Origin of the sequence: Hymenobacter sp. IS2118, from assembly GCF_000715495.1 — a bacterium.
GTDB lineage: Bacteria > Bacteroidota > Bacteroidia > Cytophagales > Hymenobacteraceae > Hymenobacter.
Map to the genome: position 1 here is coordinate 21,479 of NZ_JNLX01000147.1, position 15,819 is coordinate 37,297.

12 protein-coding genes are annotated in these 15,819 nt (G+C 62.4%); 8 read left to right on the forward strand and 4 right to left on the reverse strand.

The window, feature by feature from the left end:
- Nucleotides 1–30 precede the first annotated feature (30 nt).
- Nucleotides 31–1,398, reverse strand: a complete 1,368-nt coding sequence (locus GM79_RS14160) for an Nramp family divalent metal transporter (RefSeq protein ID WP_235184068.1) — start codon at nt 1,396–1,398, stop codon at nt 31–33.
- 398 nt (nt 1,399–1,796) lie between these two features.
- Between GM79_RS14160 and GM79_RS14165 the strand changes: the two genes are divergently transcribed.
- Complete coding sequence (locus tag GM79_RS14165) at nt 1,797–2,789, forward strand: cation diffusion facilitator family transporter (RefSeq protein ID WP_035564968.1); 993 nt, start codon at nt 1,797–1,799, stop codon at nt 2,787–2,789.
- Nucleotides 2,790–2,814: 25 nt separating this feature from the next.
- Here GM79_RS14165 and GM79_RS14170 read toward each other — a convergent pair whose 3' ends face one another.
- Nucleotides 2,815–4,191 carry a PQQ-dependent sugar dehydrogenase gene (locus tag GM79_RS14170; RefSeq protein ID WP_081867770.1) on the reverse strand — a complete coding sequence of 459 codons (1,377 nt, stop codon included), beginning with the start codon at nt 4,189–4,191 and terminating at the stop codon, nt 2,815–2,817.
- 198 nt (nt 4,192–4,389) lie between these two features.
- On the opposite strand from GM79_RS14170, the gene GM79_RS14175 reads away from it, so the two are divergent.
- From GM79_RS14175 to GM79_RS14185, 3 genes are all read left to right on the forward strand, one after another.
- Entirely contained in the window at nt 4,390–4,842 is a 453-nt protein-coding gene (locus GM79_RS14175) for a GNAT family N-acetyltransferase (protein WP_035564971.1), read from the forward strand.
- Nucleotides 4,843–5,177: 335 nt separating this feature from the next.
- On the forward strand, nt 5,178–6,119 hold the full coding sequence (locus tag GM79_RS14180; protein ID WP_035564972.1) for a DUF808 domain-containing protein: 942 nt from the start codon (nt 5,178–5,180) through the stop codon (nt 6,117–6,119).
- A gap of 509 nt (nt 6,120–6,628) precedes the next feature.
- On the forward strand, nt 6,629–7,006 hold the full coding sequence (locus GM79_RS14185; protein ID WP_152560001.1) for a hypothetical protein: 378 nt from the start codon (nt 6,629–6,631) through the stop codon (nt 7,004–7,006).
- Between the two features lie 244 nt (nt 7,007–7,250).
- Here GM79_RS14185 and GM79_RS14190 read toward each other — a convergent pair whose 3' ends face one another.
- Nucleotides 7,251–7,862 carry a DNA-3-methyladenine glycosylase gene (locus tag GM79_RS14190; RefSeq protein ID WP_035564977.1) on the reverse strand — a complete coding sequence of 204 codons (612 nt, stop codon included), beginning with the start codon at nt 7,860–7,862 and terminating at the stop codon, nt 7,251–7,253.
- Between the two features lie 36 nt (nt 7,863–7,898).
- Nucleotides 7,899–8,900: an aspartate-semialdehyde dehydrogenase gene (locus GM79_RS14195; RefSeq protein WP_035564980.1), complete on the reverse strand. Its 1,002-nt coding sequence runs from the start codon at nt 8,898–8,900 to the stop codon at nt 7,899–7,901.
- A 228-nt stretch (nt 8,901–9,128) separates the two neighbouring features.
- Between GM79_RS14195 and GM79_RS14200 the strand changes: the two genes are divergently transcribed.
- The 4 genes from GM79_RS14200 (at nt 9,129) to GM79_RS14215 (ending at nt 15,817) form a co-directional block, all read left to right on the forward strand.
- Nucleotides 9,129–11,723 carry a lamin tail domain-containing protein gene (locus GM79_RS14200; RefSeq protein ID WP_051718907.1) on the forward strand — a complete coding sequence of 865 codons (2,595 nt, stop codon included), beginning with the start codon at nt 9,129–9,131 and terminating at the stop codon, nt 11,721–11,723.
- A gap of 216 nt (nt 11,724–11,939) precedes the next feature.
- Nucleotides 11,940–13,448 (forward strand): DUF1800 family protein, encoded by a 1,509-nt coding sequence (locus tag GM79_RS14205; protein ID WP_035564982.1) that lies wholly within the window; start codon nt 11,940–11,942, stop codon nt 13,446–13,448.
- Nucleotides 13,449–13,674: 226 nt separating this feature from the next.
- On the forward strand, nt 13,675–14,892 hold the full coding sequence (locus GM79_RS14210) for a DUF1501 domain-containing protein (protein ID WP_035564985.1): 1,218 nt from the start codon (nt 13,675–13,677) through the stop codon (nt 14,890–14,892).
- 109 nt (nt 14,893–15,001) lie between these two features.
- Nucleotides 15,002–15,817 (forward strand): energy transducer TonB, encoded by an 816-nt coding sequence (locus GM79_RS14215; protein ID WP_035564987.1) that lies wholly within the window; start codon nt 15,002–15,004, stop codon nt 15,815–15,817.
- Nucleotides 15,818–15,819: the final 2 nt, after the last annotated feature.

Here is a 15,819-nt window from a genome sequence, read left to right on the forward strand (position 1 = left end):
ACGCTCACCTTTGCACCGCTGCTGCCGCGCCTATTCCGCGAAGGTTTGCCAGAGGAGGAAAACGTTGAGCGCGATAATTATCCCCGATATCACCCAGGCCACGACTTGGACGACAGGCTTGTTCACGAATACGCCCATTTTGGCTTTGCTGCTGGTGAAAAGCACCAGGGGCACCACCGCAAAACTGAGCTGAAACGAGAGGATAACCTGGCTCAGCACCAGGAGCTGGCCGGTGCCTTTTTCGCCGTATAAAATGGTCACAATCAGGGCCGGCACTACGGCGATGGAGCGCGTGATGAGCCGCCGCAGCCAGGGCTTGAGCTTCAGGTCCAGAAAGCCTTCCATCACAATCTGGCCGGCCAGGGTACCGGTCAGTGTCGAGCTTTGGCCCGAGGCCAGCAGCGCCACGGCAAACAGCACGCTGGCCGCGCCCGCGCCCAGCACCGGCGTGAGCAGCTTGTGGGCGTCGGTGATGTCGGCCACGTTTTCGTAGCCGTTGCCGTGGAAGGCGGCGGCGGCCGTGACGAGGATGGCCGCATTCACAAAAAAAGCCAGAAACAGCGCCACCGTCGAGTCGATGGTAGCAAACTTGATGGCCGAGCGTTTGCCGGGCTCGTCCTTGGGGAAGTCCCGCGTTTGCACGATGCTGGAGTGCAAATACAGGTTGTGCGGCATCACAGTGGCGCCCAGAATGCCGATGGCCACGTAGAGCATGGCCGGGTTAGTCACGATTTCGAGGCGGGGCATCAGGCCCTTGCTCAGCGCCAGCCAGTCGGGGTTCGACGCCACGATTTCGTAGAGAAAACACACGAAAATCAGGAAGATAAGCCCCGCCACGATGCTTTCGATAATGCGAAAGCCCTTGTTCTGGAAGTAGAGCACCACCAGCACGTCGAGGGCCGTGAAGACCACGCCCCAGGCCAGCGGCAGCCCAAACAGCAGGTTCAGGGCAATGGCCGAGCCGATGACTTCGGCCAAATCGCAGGCTGCGATGGCAATTTCACACAGCACCCACAGCACCAGACTCACGGGGCGCGAGTAGTGGTCGCGGCACGCCTGGGCCAGGTCACGCCCCGTAACGATGCCCAGCTTGGCCGCCAAATGCTGCAAGAGCATGGCAAACAGGTTGGAAATCAGCACTACCGAGAGCAGCGTGTAGCCGTAGCGGGCGCCACCGGCAATGTCGGTGGCCCAGTTGCCGGGGTCCATGTAGCCCACGGCGATGAGCAGGCCGGGGCCCCAAAAGGCCATCAGCTTGCGCCAGAATGAGGCATCGGCGCCCGGCACGCGAATGCTGGCGTACACTTCGCTCAGCGAATTGTTGCGCCGGGCGCGGCGCCAGCCGGCGTCGGGCGCGGGCGGCTGGGGATTGGTGTCGATAATCGGGGAGGGAGGCAAACCGGTAAGTAGCTGGAATTAAGTGGTAACTGACTTTGCGCCGCCCAGGCGCTAACCTCACCCCCTAGCCCCCTCTCCCCAGGAGAGGGGGAACTAGTTCTAGTTCTAAAAAACTTATTTCTAGTACCCTAATAAATACTAAAAACTAGTTCCCCCTCTCCTGGGGAGAGGGGGCTAGGGGGTGAGGTTGGCGTGAGGGCTGCGAATACAATCCGATTATTCAGCACCGCTGCTAAACGAATTGATTTCTACAAAAATACGCTTTTTTAGGGTGGCCTAAAAATATTTTTTGGCCGACTTAAATACTGGAAATCCTCCAAAAGGTTTTGTAATGGAGCCGGGCGGGCGCGGTGGCGGTTGCCGGCCAGGCCCGACCTTTGGGCCGAAACCCCTTTTGCATGACGCCAACCCAACTCAAACGCCGCCTCGGCCTGCTTTCCCTCGTGGTCAGCATCGGGCTGGTGGCGGTGAAATTCTACGCCTACTACCTGACCCGCTCGCAGGTGGTGCTCACCGATGCGCTGGAAAGCATTATCAACGTGTTTACCAGCGGGTTCGCGCTCTACAGCATCTACCTCGCCAGCCTGCCCAAGGACGAAAACCACCCCTACGGCCACGGCAAAATCGAGAACCTGTCGCTGGGGTTTGAAGGGGGCCTGATTTTCATGGCCGGGGCCTACATTCTTTACAAGGCCAGCCTGGCGCTGTTCGACCCGCAGCCCGTGGCCCGGCCCGACTGGGGCGTGCTGCTGCTGGCCAGCACGGCCGTGGTGAATTTCGGCGTGGGCCTGCTACTGGTCCGCAACGGCAAGAAATTGAATTCGTTGGCCCTGGTGGGCGACGGGCAGCACCTGTACATTGATGCGCTGACGTCCATCGTGTCGTCGGGGGCGCTGCTGCTGGTGGCGGCTACCGATGAAGTGCGTTTCGACGCCGGCGCAGCCTTGTTACTGGGCGGCTTCATTCTGGTGAACGGCGGGCGGATGCTGCGCCGCGCCATTTCGGGCCTCATGGACGAAACCGACACCGCCGTGGTAGCCGAGGTCATTGCCGAGTTGCAGGCCCAACGCCGCGCCCCCTGGATAGACGTGCATAACCTACGCGTGCAGCGCTACGGCGCCAACCTGCACATCGACTGCCACATGCAGATGCCCTACTACTTCACCCTGGAAGAAGTACATACCCAGCTGCACGACATTGAGGAGCTAATCCGGGCGCGCTTCGCGGTGGAAGTGGAGATGTTCGTCCACGCCGACCCCTGCACCTTCGCCGCCTGCTCGCTGTGCCTCATGCCCGACTGCTCCGTGCGCCAGCGGCCCTTCAAACACGAGGTAAAGTGGGACCTGCACAATGCTGTGAAAAACGAGCGGCATTCGCTGGAAGGGGGATAACGGGGCACCCCAACAACCTCCCACCCTACTCCACCACCAGCTGGCGCGTGGCGCTACCCACCGTAGTTTGGGCTTGCAGCACGTACGTGCCGGAGCGCAGGGTGCTCAAGTCCAGCGTGGCGGTAGTGCTAGCGGCGCGCTGCGTGAGTACGGCGCGGCCCAACAGGTCGCGCACGGTGAGCAGGGCGTTGGGCTGGGGCAACCGCACGGTGGCTTGGCGCTGGCTCGGGTTGGGAAACAGGTCGAACGAAAAGTCGGCGGCGGCGCGGGTGCTGGTGGCCACGTAGGCGCGATTTTCGAGCACGATGATGCGGTCGTTGGTGCCGTTGGTAGTGCCCAGGTACACCTTGCCGGCTGGAGAGACGCAGATAGAGCGCAGGCGTCCGAACGTACCGGCCAGAAACTCGTTGCGGGCCGTGATGGCGTCGCCGGCCGGGCTCAGCGGCAGCTGCACCAGCCGCTGGTGTTTCAGGGTAGCCAGCAGCAGGGTGCCGCGCCAGCCGGTAATGGCGGGATGGTCGTAGTAGGTGAGGCCGGCGGGTGCGATGGTGGGCGTCCAGGTCGTGAGGGGTTCGCGCACGTTGTTGGCGGCGCAGAAGGTGGCCTCGTTGGTCAGGTTGCAATTGCCCTCCACATTGGGCCAGCCGTAGTTGCGGCCCGGCTCTATTTTGTTGATTTCGTCGTCGGTGCTGGGGCCGTGCTCCGAGCTGTAGAGGCGGCCATCGGGCAGGCGCACCAGGCCCTGCGGGTTGCGGTGGCCCAGCGTGAACACGAGGCTGCCGGGCGTGGGGTTGTCGGCGGGCACGGAGCCGTCGAGGCTCAGGCGCAGGATTTTGCCGTTGAGGGAGGCCCCGTTCTGAGCTTCGGGCTTGAGTTGGGCATCGCCGGTGGTCATGAGCAGGGTGCGGTCGGGCAGGATGAGCAGGCGCGAACCGCTGTGCGTGGTGGTAGCCGGAATATTGCCCAGCAGCACCAACGGCGCCGTCAGGCTGTTGGCGGCGGCCGAGTACGTGAAGCGCACCAGCTTTTCTTTCAGGTTGCCGGCTTCGGTGTAATTGTACACCACATACACGTAGGGCAGGGTGGCGAAATCGGGGTGGAGCGCCATTCCCAGCAAGCCGCTCTCGCCGGTGGGCGTCATGTCGGGCACGGCCAGCAGGGGCAGCACCTGCCCGGTAGCGGGGTCCACGCGGCTGATGCGGCCGCCCCGCTCGGTCATCCACAAGAAATTATCGGGCCCCCACACCAGCTCCCAGATGTGGCTGCGGCCGGTGGCCAGCGCCGAGGCCGTGACCGTGGTAGTGCCCACGGTGAAAGTGGCGAGGGCCGGGGCCTGGGCGCCGGCCGAAAGGGCTAGTCCAATGGCTCCAAAGGCCAGCATCGAATTGCGTAAAAGTTTCATAGCAAGCAGCGAAAATGTGGAAGAGCAACAACGGTGTTATTCCAACAAACGAAGCCTGGAAAAGTGCGGTTGCCCCGCGCCGGCGGTTGGTTGTCAGTTGTTGGTTGTCAGTTGTTAGTTATCAGTTTTCTAGTTTTGACGCACTATCTGATAACTGACAACCAGCAACCAGCAACTGACAACTGTCAACCAAGAATCATGTCCGATTTCAGCCCCGCCCCCCACCCTGCCGGCTACGTCCTCAGCACCGACCCCGCCCGGCTCGACGTAGCGGCCGTGCACCGCTGGCTGAGCGAGGAGTCGTACTGGGCGCGCAATATTTCACGGGCCACCGTGGAGCGCGCCATTGCCAACTCCCTCAACTTCGGCCTTTACGCCCCCGACGGCCGCCTGGCCGGCTTCTGCCGCGTGGTGACGGACCGCGCCACTTTCGCCTGGCTCTGCGACGTGTTTGTACTGCCCGAGCACCGCGGCCACGGCCTCTCCAAGTGGCTGGTGCATCAGATGCTGGCCCACCCCGACCTGCAAAACCTGCGCCGCCACCTGCTCGCCACCTTCGACGCCCACACCCTCTACCAGCGCTTCGGCTACGAACCCCTGGACCGCCCCGACCGCTGGCTGGAAATCAAGCACCCGAACCCGTACGGGTGAGTTGGGAGTTGCTTATGTCAACGCATTCAGCTGGCCGCTGGCCACAGTCCGCTGGCCACAGTCTAAGCGCAGCGACGACTGCGCGCCAATGGTAAAGCGAGTTTGCAACTCGCCTTGGCGGTAGCCTCCCGGCGGGCGAGTTGCAAACTCGCTTTCATTGACGGCGCGTAGTCGTCGCTACGCTCAGACTACGGCCAGCGTGTGCGACTACAGCCAGCGTGTGGCAGCGTATGGTCAGCGCGTGCTCGTCAAACCGCTTTACCTTGCGGCCCCGTTGCGGAGCAACCCGCGCCCTCCCGTGCCAACGGAATTTTTATCCACCCCAATAACCGCTCATGGCTTCCGGTCTTTTTGCTTTGTTAGACGACGTTTCCGCGTTGGTGAAAGCCAGCGCGGCGAGCCTGGACGACGTGCCGGCGCAGGTGGCCAAAACCACCGGCAAAGTGTCCGGCATTGTCATCGACGACACGGCCGTGACGCCCAAGTACGTGGTGGGCCTCGACCCTTCCCGCGAGCTCTCGATTATTTTCCAGATTGCGAAGAAGTCCCTCATCAACAAACTATTCATCCTGACGCCAGCGGCCCTGGTGCTGGGGTATTTTGCGCCGTGGGCCATCACGCCCATTCTAATGCTGGGCGGGGCGTATTTGTGCTTCGAAGGGTATGAGAAGGTGCATTCCATGTTCAGCAAACACCCCGCGGTGGCTGTAGAAAGCGAGCAGCTCGAAAAAATTACGCCGGAGGAACTGGAACAGCAGCGGGTGAAGGGGGCCGTTCGCACCGACATTATCCTGTCGGCCGAAATCATGGCCATTGCTTACAGCCAGGTAGTGGGGCAGGCAATCGTCAACCAAATTCTCGTCATGCTGGCCGTGGCGGTTTTTATTACCGTGGCCGTGTATGGCTTCGTGGGACTCATTGTGAAGGCCGACGATATTGGCGTACACCTGACGCAGGATAAATACCCCCCCGCGGTGCAGAAATTAGGACGCGGTATCGTGAAATTTATGCCGCGTTTCCTAAGCATCTTAAGCTATGTGGGAACGGTGGCCATGCTCTGGGTCGGGGCCGAAATCATCGCCCACGGCATTCCGGTCACCAGTCATTTGCTGGACGACTTAGCCCGGTCCCTGGCCCACCTGCCGGTAGTGGCCTGGCTGGCGAAGGCGCTGGTCTGCGCCGTGGCCGGATTGGGAATTGGTTTTGTGGTGGAGAAACTGGTGCTGTTGGTAAAGAAGGTAATCCCGGGCAAACAGGATAGTTACAAGGTTGGGTGAGGCAGGCAGTAAGTCAACTTGAGCAGATATTTAAGCTTGTCGCAGTATAAGCGCAGCGGCGACCGTGCGCCGATTGTAAAGCGAGTTTGCACCTTGCCTTGGCGGCAGCCTCCTTGCGGGCGAGTTACAAACTCGCTTTCATTGACGGCATTGCCCCGAAACAGCCGAAAGGCGTTTAACTTGGGACCGTGGCTATTGCAGAACTCAACACCTACGTAATCCGCGATGGTTTCACGGTTTAAATCAAGCTAGAAAGTCCATCCAACGGCCCTTTTACACGCCCAGAGCAGCCCATTGAGGTGGATTGCTCGTTGTTTACTGACTTCTGCAACAGCCACGACCCTTTTCCTGAACGAATGAAACCAGCATACTTTCTACTCTTGGCTGTGGGAGTGTGTGGCTCCTGCAGTTCCAAGGCGACGCGCCCTCCTTATGTCGAGTCTTATCGCTTAACCATCACCCCGCAGGCACGATTAGCGGTAACCCCGCGCCAAAACACGGAAGGGGTCTTGCCCTTTACCTACTACGAATACCAACTAGCTGCGGGGAGCAAACAAGTAGTCGAAATCCGTTACCTACACGGAGACACCATCTTCACCGATGGGTCCACAGTAGAGGCCCTAGTGTTCGAACTCGCCGACACAGCGACGGCCTTTAACCTGCAAGGCCGCAGCTTCGACCACCACAATGCTTTGTATGAGCGGAGTTGCCTGTGCGTTACCCCGGAAGCCAATAAAGCCCGACGGGTGCCGGACTCAGGAAATTCCATTTCGGGCCAACGGCTCACCCCCACGCAGTGGCGCATCCAGTGCGCCGTGGGCGCGATTGATTTTACGGATACGCTGCAAGTGGCTCAGCCGTCCCCGGAGGCCCCTACGCTAATGTGAACAAGGCAAAGGCTTCTTTCTCTGAACCACTGCATGCATGAGTTTGCTGACCCTACAAACTCGCTCAGTATTCCAAGCTGATTTTAATAAACTGGTTCATTAATCAAAGTTTACGAAACATCTCATGGGGATGAGTTTCGTGAACTCCGATACAGGTCGTTTCTAATTCAATTCTAGGGGTCGTAGAGGGGGCAGGATGGCAGAAACATCCACATGCTTCAAGTAAACGAAACGAGAATTTGCCCTACTTCGCCGGGCTGGTCCACGGGTTGTCGCGCAGGCGGAACCGCCACGGCAGGCCCGCGGCTTCCGGGCCGGCGTAGGCGAGGCCCACCCGCGCACTCGCCACCACGTCGGCCGTGGCCACCGCTTCGCCGTGGTCTTCAAACCAGAGCACGTCGCCGGTGACGGGCAAGCCGGTGAGGGCGGGCGTGATGCCCAGGGCCTGGCTCATGACGCCGGGGCCGGCGGTGAGGGCACGTTTGGGCGCAGTCAGGCCGCGGCGGCGCAGCATTTCCGGGATGCCGATGGTGGGCTCCACAGCGCGGATGAGGACGGCGTCGGGGTGGGCGGCGTCGTGGGTGGCGATGTTGAAGAGGGCGTGGCGGTTGTAGACGGTGTAGATGTAGGCGTGGCCGCCGGGTACGTGCAGGCCCTGCGCCTGGTGGCGCTTGCGCTGCAGGTGCAGCGTCAGGGAATGGTCGCCTTCGTGCCGGTAGGCCTCGGTTTCCACCACGCGGCCGGCCGTTACTACGCCCTCCACGCAGGTGTACAGGTGCTTACCCAGCAGCTCGCGGGCAATTTGCAGCACGTCGGGGCGCTGGAAAAAAGTGGCGGGCAGTTTACTGGCGCTCAAGGCAATTGATTGAGGTGCTAAACGGGTAAGCGGACGTTACGCCCCGGCAAGCGCCATTTCGCGCACCAGGTACTCGGCAATTTGCACGGCGTTGGTGGCGGCGCCCTTGCGCAGGTTGTCGGCCACCACCCACAGGTTGAGGGTGCGGGGCTGGGTTTCGTCGCGGCGCAGGCGGCCCACCAGCACGGCGTCGCGGCCGTGGCTGTCTTTGGGCATGGGGTAGCGGTTTTGGGCGGGGTCGTCCACCAGCTCCACGCCGGGCGTGCGGGCCAGAATGGCGCGCACGTCAGCCAGCTCAAACTCGCGGGCAAACTCCACGTTCAGCGCCTCCGAGTGGCCGCCCATCACGGGAATCCGCACGCAAGTGGCCGTGACGCGGATACTGTCGTCGCCCATGATTTTCTTGGTCTCGTTCACCATTTTCATTTCCTCCTTGGTGTAGCCGTTGTCCTCGAACACGTCGATGTGCGGCAGCACGTTCAGGTCGATGGGGTGCGGGTAGGCGGGGTTGCTGGCGGTTTGGCCGGCGCGCTCTTCCAGCAGCTGGTCCACGGCTTTTTTGCCGGTACCGGTCACGCTCTGGTAGGTGCTCACCACAATGCGCTGCACCTGGTACACCTTGTGCAACTCATTGATGGCCACCACCAGCTGAATGGTGGAGCAGTTGGGATTGGCAATAATCTTGTCCTGCGGCGTGAGGGTGTAGGCATTAAGCTCGGGCACCACCAGCTTCTTGGTGGGGTCCATGCGCCAGGCCGAGGAATTGTCGATAACGGTGGTGCCCACGGCGGCAAAGCGCGGGGCGTGCTCCTTGGAAACCGAGCCGCCCGCCGAGAAAATAGCGATATCGGGCCGGGCCGCAATGGCGTCGTCCATGCTCACCACCGGGTATTGCTTGCCCCTGAATTCGACCAGCTGGCCCACCGATTTGGCCGAAGCCACGGGCAGCAATTCGGTGAGGGGGAACTGGCGCTCGGCCAATACTTTCAGCAGCTCGGTGCCCACCAGGCCGGTGGCACCCACAATAGCAAGTTTCATAAAGTCAGGAAAATGATGTGCGCAAACCCAGCGCGCCGCACGCCGCAAAGTTCGCCCACAAACAAGGAGTTTGGCAACCTCCCTCATTTCCGGGCCGGCCATTGGGTGCTACCCACCCAGGCACCAGCTGGCCCGCGCCCCGATGCGCGCCAACGCAACCTATCTACATAGCATAATATCATTAATAAGGGCTTACATTGGGCACTGCTAATACCCGCGCCCCCGTTCATGAAGCGAATTCTTCTACTTCTCATCTTCCTGCCTTTTCTGGCTTCGGCCCAGTTGGCCGACACGTTTACCGACGGGGATTTCACCGCCAATCCTGCCTGGCGCGGCGACGACGCGAGTTTTCAGGTGGCCAACCAACAACTGCAAAGCAACGGCCCGGCCGTGACCGGCACCGCCCTGCAGCTCAGCACGCCAAGCCAAGCCAGCACGGGCACCGTGTGGGAGTTTTGGGCCAACCTGCGCCTGGCTACCAGCTCCGGCAACCTGGCCGACGTGTGGCTGATGGCCTCGCAGGAAGACCTGCGCAGCTCCCGAAATTCGGGCTACTACGTGCGCCTCGGCGGCACGGCCGACGAGGTGAGCCTGTTCCGCAAGGACTCGACCCGCGCCGCCGTACTGGTTATCGACGGGCTGGACGGCACGCTCGCCAGCGCCACCAACAACCTGGTGCGCGTGCGCGTGACCCGCACCACCGACAGCCGCTGGACCCTGGAGCGCGACCTTACCGGCGGCCGCAATTTCGTGGCCGAAGCCGCGCAGCCCTTCGACGCCACTTACCAGCGCAGCGCGGCCATGGGCGTGGCGCTGCTCTATTCTTCGGCCAACAGCCGCAGCTTTTTCTTCGACGACTTTGCCGTGACCGACGCCACCCCGCCGCTGCTGCTGCGGGCCGTGCCGCTCAGCGCCCGCCAGCTCGACGCCGGCTTCAACGAAGCCGTGGACCCGACCAGCGCTACCAACCCGGCCAACTACCGGCTGCAAAGCGGCGCCGTGCCCGTTTCGGCCGAAGTGCTGGCTAGCAATCCGGCCGTGATTCGCCTCACGTTTGCCGACGATGTGGCCGCCCAAAACGTACTTGAAGTACGCAACGTAGCCGATTTGTACGGCAACGTGGCCGTAGGTCCGCTCAGCGCCGCCTTTTCGGCCCCGCCCGCCGCACCCCGGTTTGGGGAGCTGATTATCACCGAAATATTTGCCGACGAAACGCCCCAGGTGGGGCTGCCGCTCTCCGAGTACGTGGAAATCTACAACCGCACTACCAAGGTCATCAGCCTGGGTGGCGTGCGCCTGAGCAAGCCGGGGAGCAGCTCGGCCGCTATTTTGCCCGATACCGCCCGACTGCTGCCCGGCCAGTACGCCATTGTGTGCGGCAGCACGCGGGTGCCGCAGTTTGCCGGCTTGGGCAAGGTGTACGGCCCCACCAATTTCCCGGCTCTCAGCAATGGCGGCGACCAGCTGGTACTGCGCGGGCGCGACGGCCGCACCCTGTTTGAAGTCACGTACTCGGATAGCTGGTACCGCGACGCGCAGAAGAAGGAAGGCGGCTGGAGCCTGGAAATGCTGGACCCAGACAACTTCTGCGGCGGGGCCGATAACTGGCTGGCCAGCACCGACCCCAGCGGTGGCACGCCCGGCAAGGCCAACGCCGTGCGCGCCGCCCGGCCCGACGCCACGCCGCCCGCCCTGCTCCGCGCCGTGGCTCTGAGCGCCACCACCGTACGGGCCTATTTCTCGGAGAAGCTCGACAGCGCGGCGGCGGCCGTCGTGAGCCGCTACTCGCTGGGCACGGGTGGGCCGGCCATCGTACGGGCAGCGCCGGTAGCGCCCGATTTCCGGCAGGTCGACCTCACGCTGGACGCTCCGCTGGGGGCCAGCCGCGCCGCCACCCTGGCCGTGCAAACTGCCACCGACTGCGTGGGCAATGCCAGCGGACCGTTGCAGTCGGCCACCTTCGCCCTACCCGAGGCGGCCGCGAGCGGCGATGTCGTCATCAACGAGTTGCTATTCAACCCCCGCGTGAGCGCCGTGCGCTTCGTGGAATTGCTGAATCGCAGCGCCAAGTTTATCGACCTGCAAGGCTGGCAAATTGCCAACCTGAAACCCGACGGCAGCGTGGACGCCGACATTCTCAGCAGCGGGCCGCTGGTGCTGGCGCCGGGCCAGCTGCTGGCCTTCAGCACCAGCAGCGACAACCTGCTGCTGCAATACCCGACCAGCACCACTACCGCCAACCTGGTGCAGCTGAGCAGCTTTCCCACGTTTCCGGACGAGAGCACGGCCCTGTTATTCAACAGTCGCGGCCTCGAAATCGACCAGTTCGTGTACAGCGACAAGCTGCACCTGAGCCTGCTGGCCACCCAGGACGGGGTTTCGCTGGAGCGCATTCGGGCGGCCGGCCCCACAGCGGGCAGCAATTTCCACTCGGCTGCCGGGGCGGTGGGCTACGCCACGCCCGGCAGCCCCAATTCGCAGGCCCAGGACGCGCCCGGCGGCAACCAGGAGCTGACCGTGACGCCCGAAGTATTCACGCCCGACGACGACGGCCAGCAGGATTTCGCCACCCTCAACTTTCACCTCGACCAGCCCGGCTACGTCGCCTCCGTAACGGTGTACGACGCCCTGGGCCGCCTCACCCGCCGCCTGGTACGCAACGAAACAGTGCCCACCACCGGCTTTTTCCAGTGGGATGGCATCGACGAAAAAGGCCGCAAAGCCGCCGTGGGCTACTATATTCTGCACGTAGAGCTGTTCCGCCCCAGCGGCGGCGAGAAGCGCGAGTACAAGAAGACGGTGGTGCTGGGCGCGCGGTTTTAGTTGCTGGTTGTCGGTTGTTAAGTATTGTATTCTATTCCGTTGGTCATGCTGAGCTTGTCGAAGCATCTCTACCGCACCGTTGGACGGCTTCAACGGTGCGGTAGAGATGCTTCGACAAGCTCAGCATGACCAAATTTTGGTTACGGTGATTTTTGCATGAATACACATGCGACAACCAGTATTAAACCATCACCGCTCTTTCGCATCAGAAGGGGCATGAATAGCAATCAGCAACTTCAGCATTTGTATTGGCGGGCGGGTTTTGGGCCGCGCCCCCAGGACGTGACCGCCGGCCTGAGCCCGCGCAAAGCCCTGCGGCAACTGTTGCAGGACGCGGCCAAGTACGAGCCCCTGGCCGGTGCCGCCCTGGAATACCGCGAGCCCCAAGCCGCCCTGATGGCCGAGCCCGCCACCATGAAAAAGCCGGTGCCCGACGGCACCGTAACCACCCCGCCCGACCAGCCGCTACGTCCGCAGGCAGGCGCGTCGCGCCCGCGCCGGGCGGCCCTCACCCCGGAGCAGCGCAAGATGCAGAACGCGGGCCTGCGCGATGCTTTCGCCAACATGAGCACGGCCTGGATGAGCCGCATGGCCACCTCGCCGGCCCAGCTACGCGAGAAGATGACGCTCTTTTGGCACGGGCACTTTGCCTGCCGGGTGCGCCAGCCGGGCCCGGCTCTGAGTTTGCACAATACCACCCGCCGCCTCGCCCTGGGCAAATTTCCCGACCTGCTGCTGGCCGTGAGCCGGGAGCCGGCCATGCTGCAGTTCCTTAACAACCAGCAGAACCGCAAGGCCAGTCCCAACGAAAACTTCGCCCGCGAAGTGATGGAGCTGTTCACGCTGGGCCGGGGCAACTACTCCGAGCAGGACGTGAAGGAAGCCGCCCGCGCCTTCACCGGCTGGGGCTACGACGGCGAGGGCAACTTCCGGTTTCGGGAGCGCGACCACGACGCGGGCTCCAAAACGTTTCTGGGCCGCACCGGCAACTTCACGGGCGAGGACGTGCTGCGGATTATTCTGGAGCAGCCAGCGGCGGCCACGTTTCTGGTCACCAAAGTGTACCGCTTTTTCGTGAACGAGGTGCCCAATACCGGCCACATCGAACCCCTGGCCGTGGCCTTTCGCCGGAGCGGCTACGACCTGGCCGACCTGATGGAGCGCGTGTTTTCGGCCGACTGGTTTTACGAGCCGGCCAACGTGGGCACGCACCTCAAGTCGCCGGTGGAGCTACTGGCCGGCCTGCGCCGCACGCTGAATCTGACCATCGACAATGACAAGGCGCTGCTGGGCTTCCAAAAGGCCCTGGGCCAAACGCTATTTCAGCCGCCGAACGTGGCTGGCTGGCCCGGCGGCCGCAGCTGGATAGATTCGTCGTCGCTGCTGCTGCGCCTGCAGCTGCCCGCCGTGCTGTTTCGCAACGCCGAGTTTGCCGTGGCCCTCAAGCAGGACGAAAACGACATTGCCCCCAACCTTAGCAAGGCCGAGCGCACCCTGCGGCCCGGCGTAGGCGCCCACCTGCCGCTTGCCCCGCTGCAACAGCTGCTGGGCCTCACACCGCCCGCCCAGCAACCCGAGAAGCTCAGCACCTTCCTGCTGCAAGCCCCCCTGCGCCCCGAAAACCTGCGGCTGGTGCAGGAGGCCACCCAACAAAAAGAACCCACCGAGGCCCTGCGCACCACGCTGGTCAGCCTGCTCAGCCTGCCCGAATACCAGTTGGCGTAGCAGAAAAAAACTCCCCTCCTTACCAAGGAGGGGATGTTTCAGCCTTTGGCTGAAACTGGGGTGGTTGTGGCGTTGGAGTAGCGTTGAGCTGAGGTAGGATGGCGGTCAAAGGGTCAGTGTTCCAGCCGCCATCTAACGCCACCAACCACCCCAGTTGCCGCTTCGCGCCAACGTCCCCTCCTTGGTAAGGAGGGGAGTTTTTTCTCCTCTTATTATCCCTATCGTTATGGCTACTACTCGGCGTGATTTTCTTCGTAATTCGGCTTTGGCCAGCTCGTTGCTGCTGGTGCCTAAGTTTCTGCATGCCCTGGACCGGGGGCCGGGGCTGGCCCGCCTGGGCGAGGCGCCGGGCGCGCGTCGCCTGATTGTGGTGCAGCTCAGCGGCGGCAATGATGGCCTGAACACCATTATTCCCTACAAAAACGACTTGTACTACCAGGCTCGGCCCACGCTGGGCATTCGGGAAGCGCAGGGAATTCTGGCGATGGAAAAAGACCTGGGCCTGCACCCGGCCCTGAAAGGACTGAAGGGACTGTATGACCAGGGCCACCTGGCGGTGCTCAACTCGGTGGGCTACCCCAATCCCGACCGGTCGCACTTCCGCTCGATGGACATCTGGCAGAGCGGCTCGGGCGCCGACCAGGCCGTGAGCACCGGCTGGCTGGGCCGCTACCTCGACTCGAACTGCCCCGACTGCCAGCACCCCTACAACGCCCTGGAAATCGACGACACGCTGAGCCTGGCGCTGAAGGGCAGCGCCCGCAAAGGGCTGGCCCTGAAAAATCCCGCCAAGCTGCACCAGCTCACCCAAAACCGCCTGCTGGCCAAGGTGAGCCAGCAGGCCGCGCCCGCCCACCACGACCAAGTGGACTACCTCTACAAGACGCTGGCCGAAACCGCGTCCTCGGCCGATTACCTGTACGAGAAGTCCAAGATTTACCGGTCGGCGGTGGCCTACCCCAACTCAGACTTCGGCAAAAACCTGAAGACCACGGCCGAGCTCATTACGTCCGGCGTGGAGTCGCGGGTGTACTACCTGGCCTTGTCGGGCTTCGACACGCACGTGCGCCAGCAGGAGCAGCAGCAGCGCCTGCTCGGCGACCTGGGCAACGGCTTGGCCGCCCTGGCCCAGGACCTGCAACAAAACAGCCAGTGGAGCAACACGCTGGTGCTGGTGTTCTCAGAATTTGGCCGCCGCGTGGGCCAGAACGCCAGCAACGGCACCGACCACGGCACCGCCAACAACGTGCTGCTGCTGGGCGGCGGCCTGCGAAAAAAAGGCGTGCTCAACGCCGCCCCCGACCTGGCCAACCTCGACCAGGGCGACCTGCGCCACCAAATCGATTTCCGCAGCATCTACGCCAGCATTCTGAAGGACTGGCTGGGAGCCGACGACACGGCCATACTGGGCACGGGCTTCGAACGCCTGGCGGGTTTGGTGTAGCGCCGCCATAATGCCCGACAAGAAAAGCCTAGTTTCCGCATGGACGCCGGGCTTTTCCTGCCGGGCATTATGGCCATATCTTGCGCCGTCAACCCCGCATCTGCCACCCATGAAATTCCCTCTACTCATTCTTGTCGCCGCCATTGCCCTCCAATTGGGCGCGCCCCCCACATCCCAGGCCCAAACCACCGCGCCCGCGGCGGCCTACACCGGCCCGCGCTACCCCGGCGGGCCGGATTCGTTGCGCGCTCTGGTGTATCGTAGCACCCGAACAACTACGCCCGCACCGGCCGGCCGTATGCTGGTTCAATTTGAGTTGCAGTCCGACGGCAAAGCCTACAACCTCACGATGGTGCGGCCGCCCGACCCCATAAATCCGGAATTGGTGAAAGCAACAGCCGCGGCTCTCGACTACCTGGAGGCCCACATGCTGCCCTGGCTGCTTGGCAGCACCCGTTTGGCGGAAGCGGTTGGCAAACCACCAAAAATCAGCTTGGTGATGGACTTCGCAACGCCTCCCGCAGCATGGGCTTATAATTATGGCGACCAACAGCCGGTATTTGCAGCTGCATTGGAAGTCATGCGAACCAGATTCAGTAAAATGCAGCAGCAGCCAGAAGACTCCGTGCAACAATCTCTATTCGCGTCCTCTTCCAGAACCCTGATATCTTACATTCAATTGCAGGTAAAGTACCCGCCCAATGCCTTACGTTACCAGCAGCAGGGCCAAGTGTACATCTATTTTGAGGTAGCTGAAAGCGGCGCCATTGAGAACCCCCAAGTGGTGGGCACGGCCGGCAAGTACCTCGACGACGAAACCTTGAAGATTGTGAGAAAGCTTCCCGCTGCCAATGTCGCAGCGCAGTTGCGGGGTCAACCGGTGCGCGTGTACTACGCTTTGCCCATTACCTTCAAAATTATGTAAGT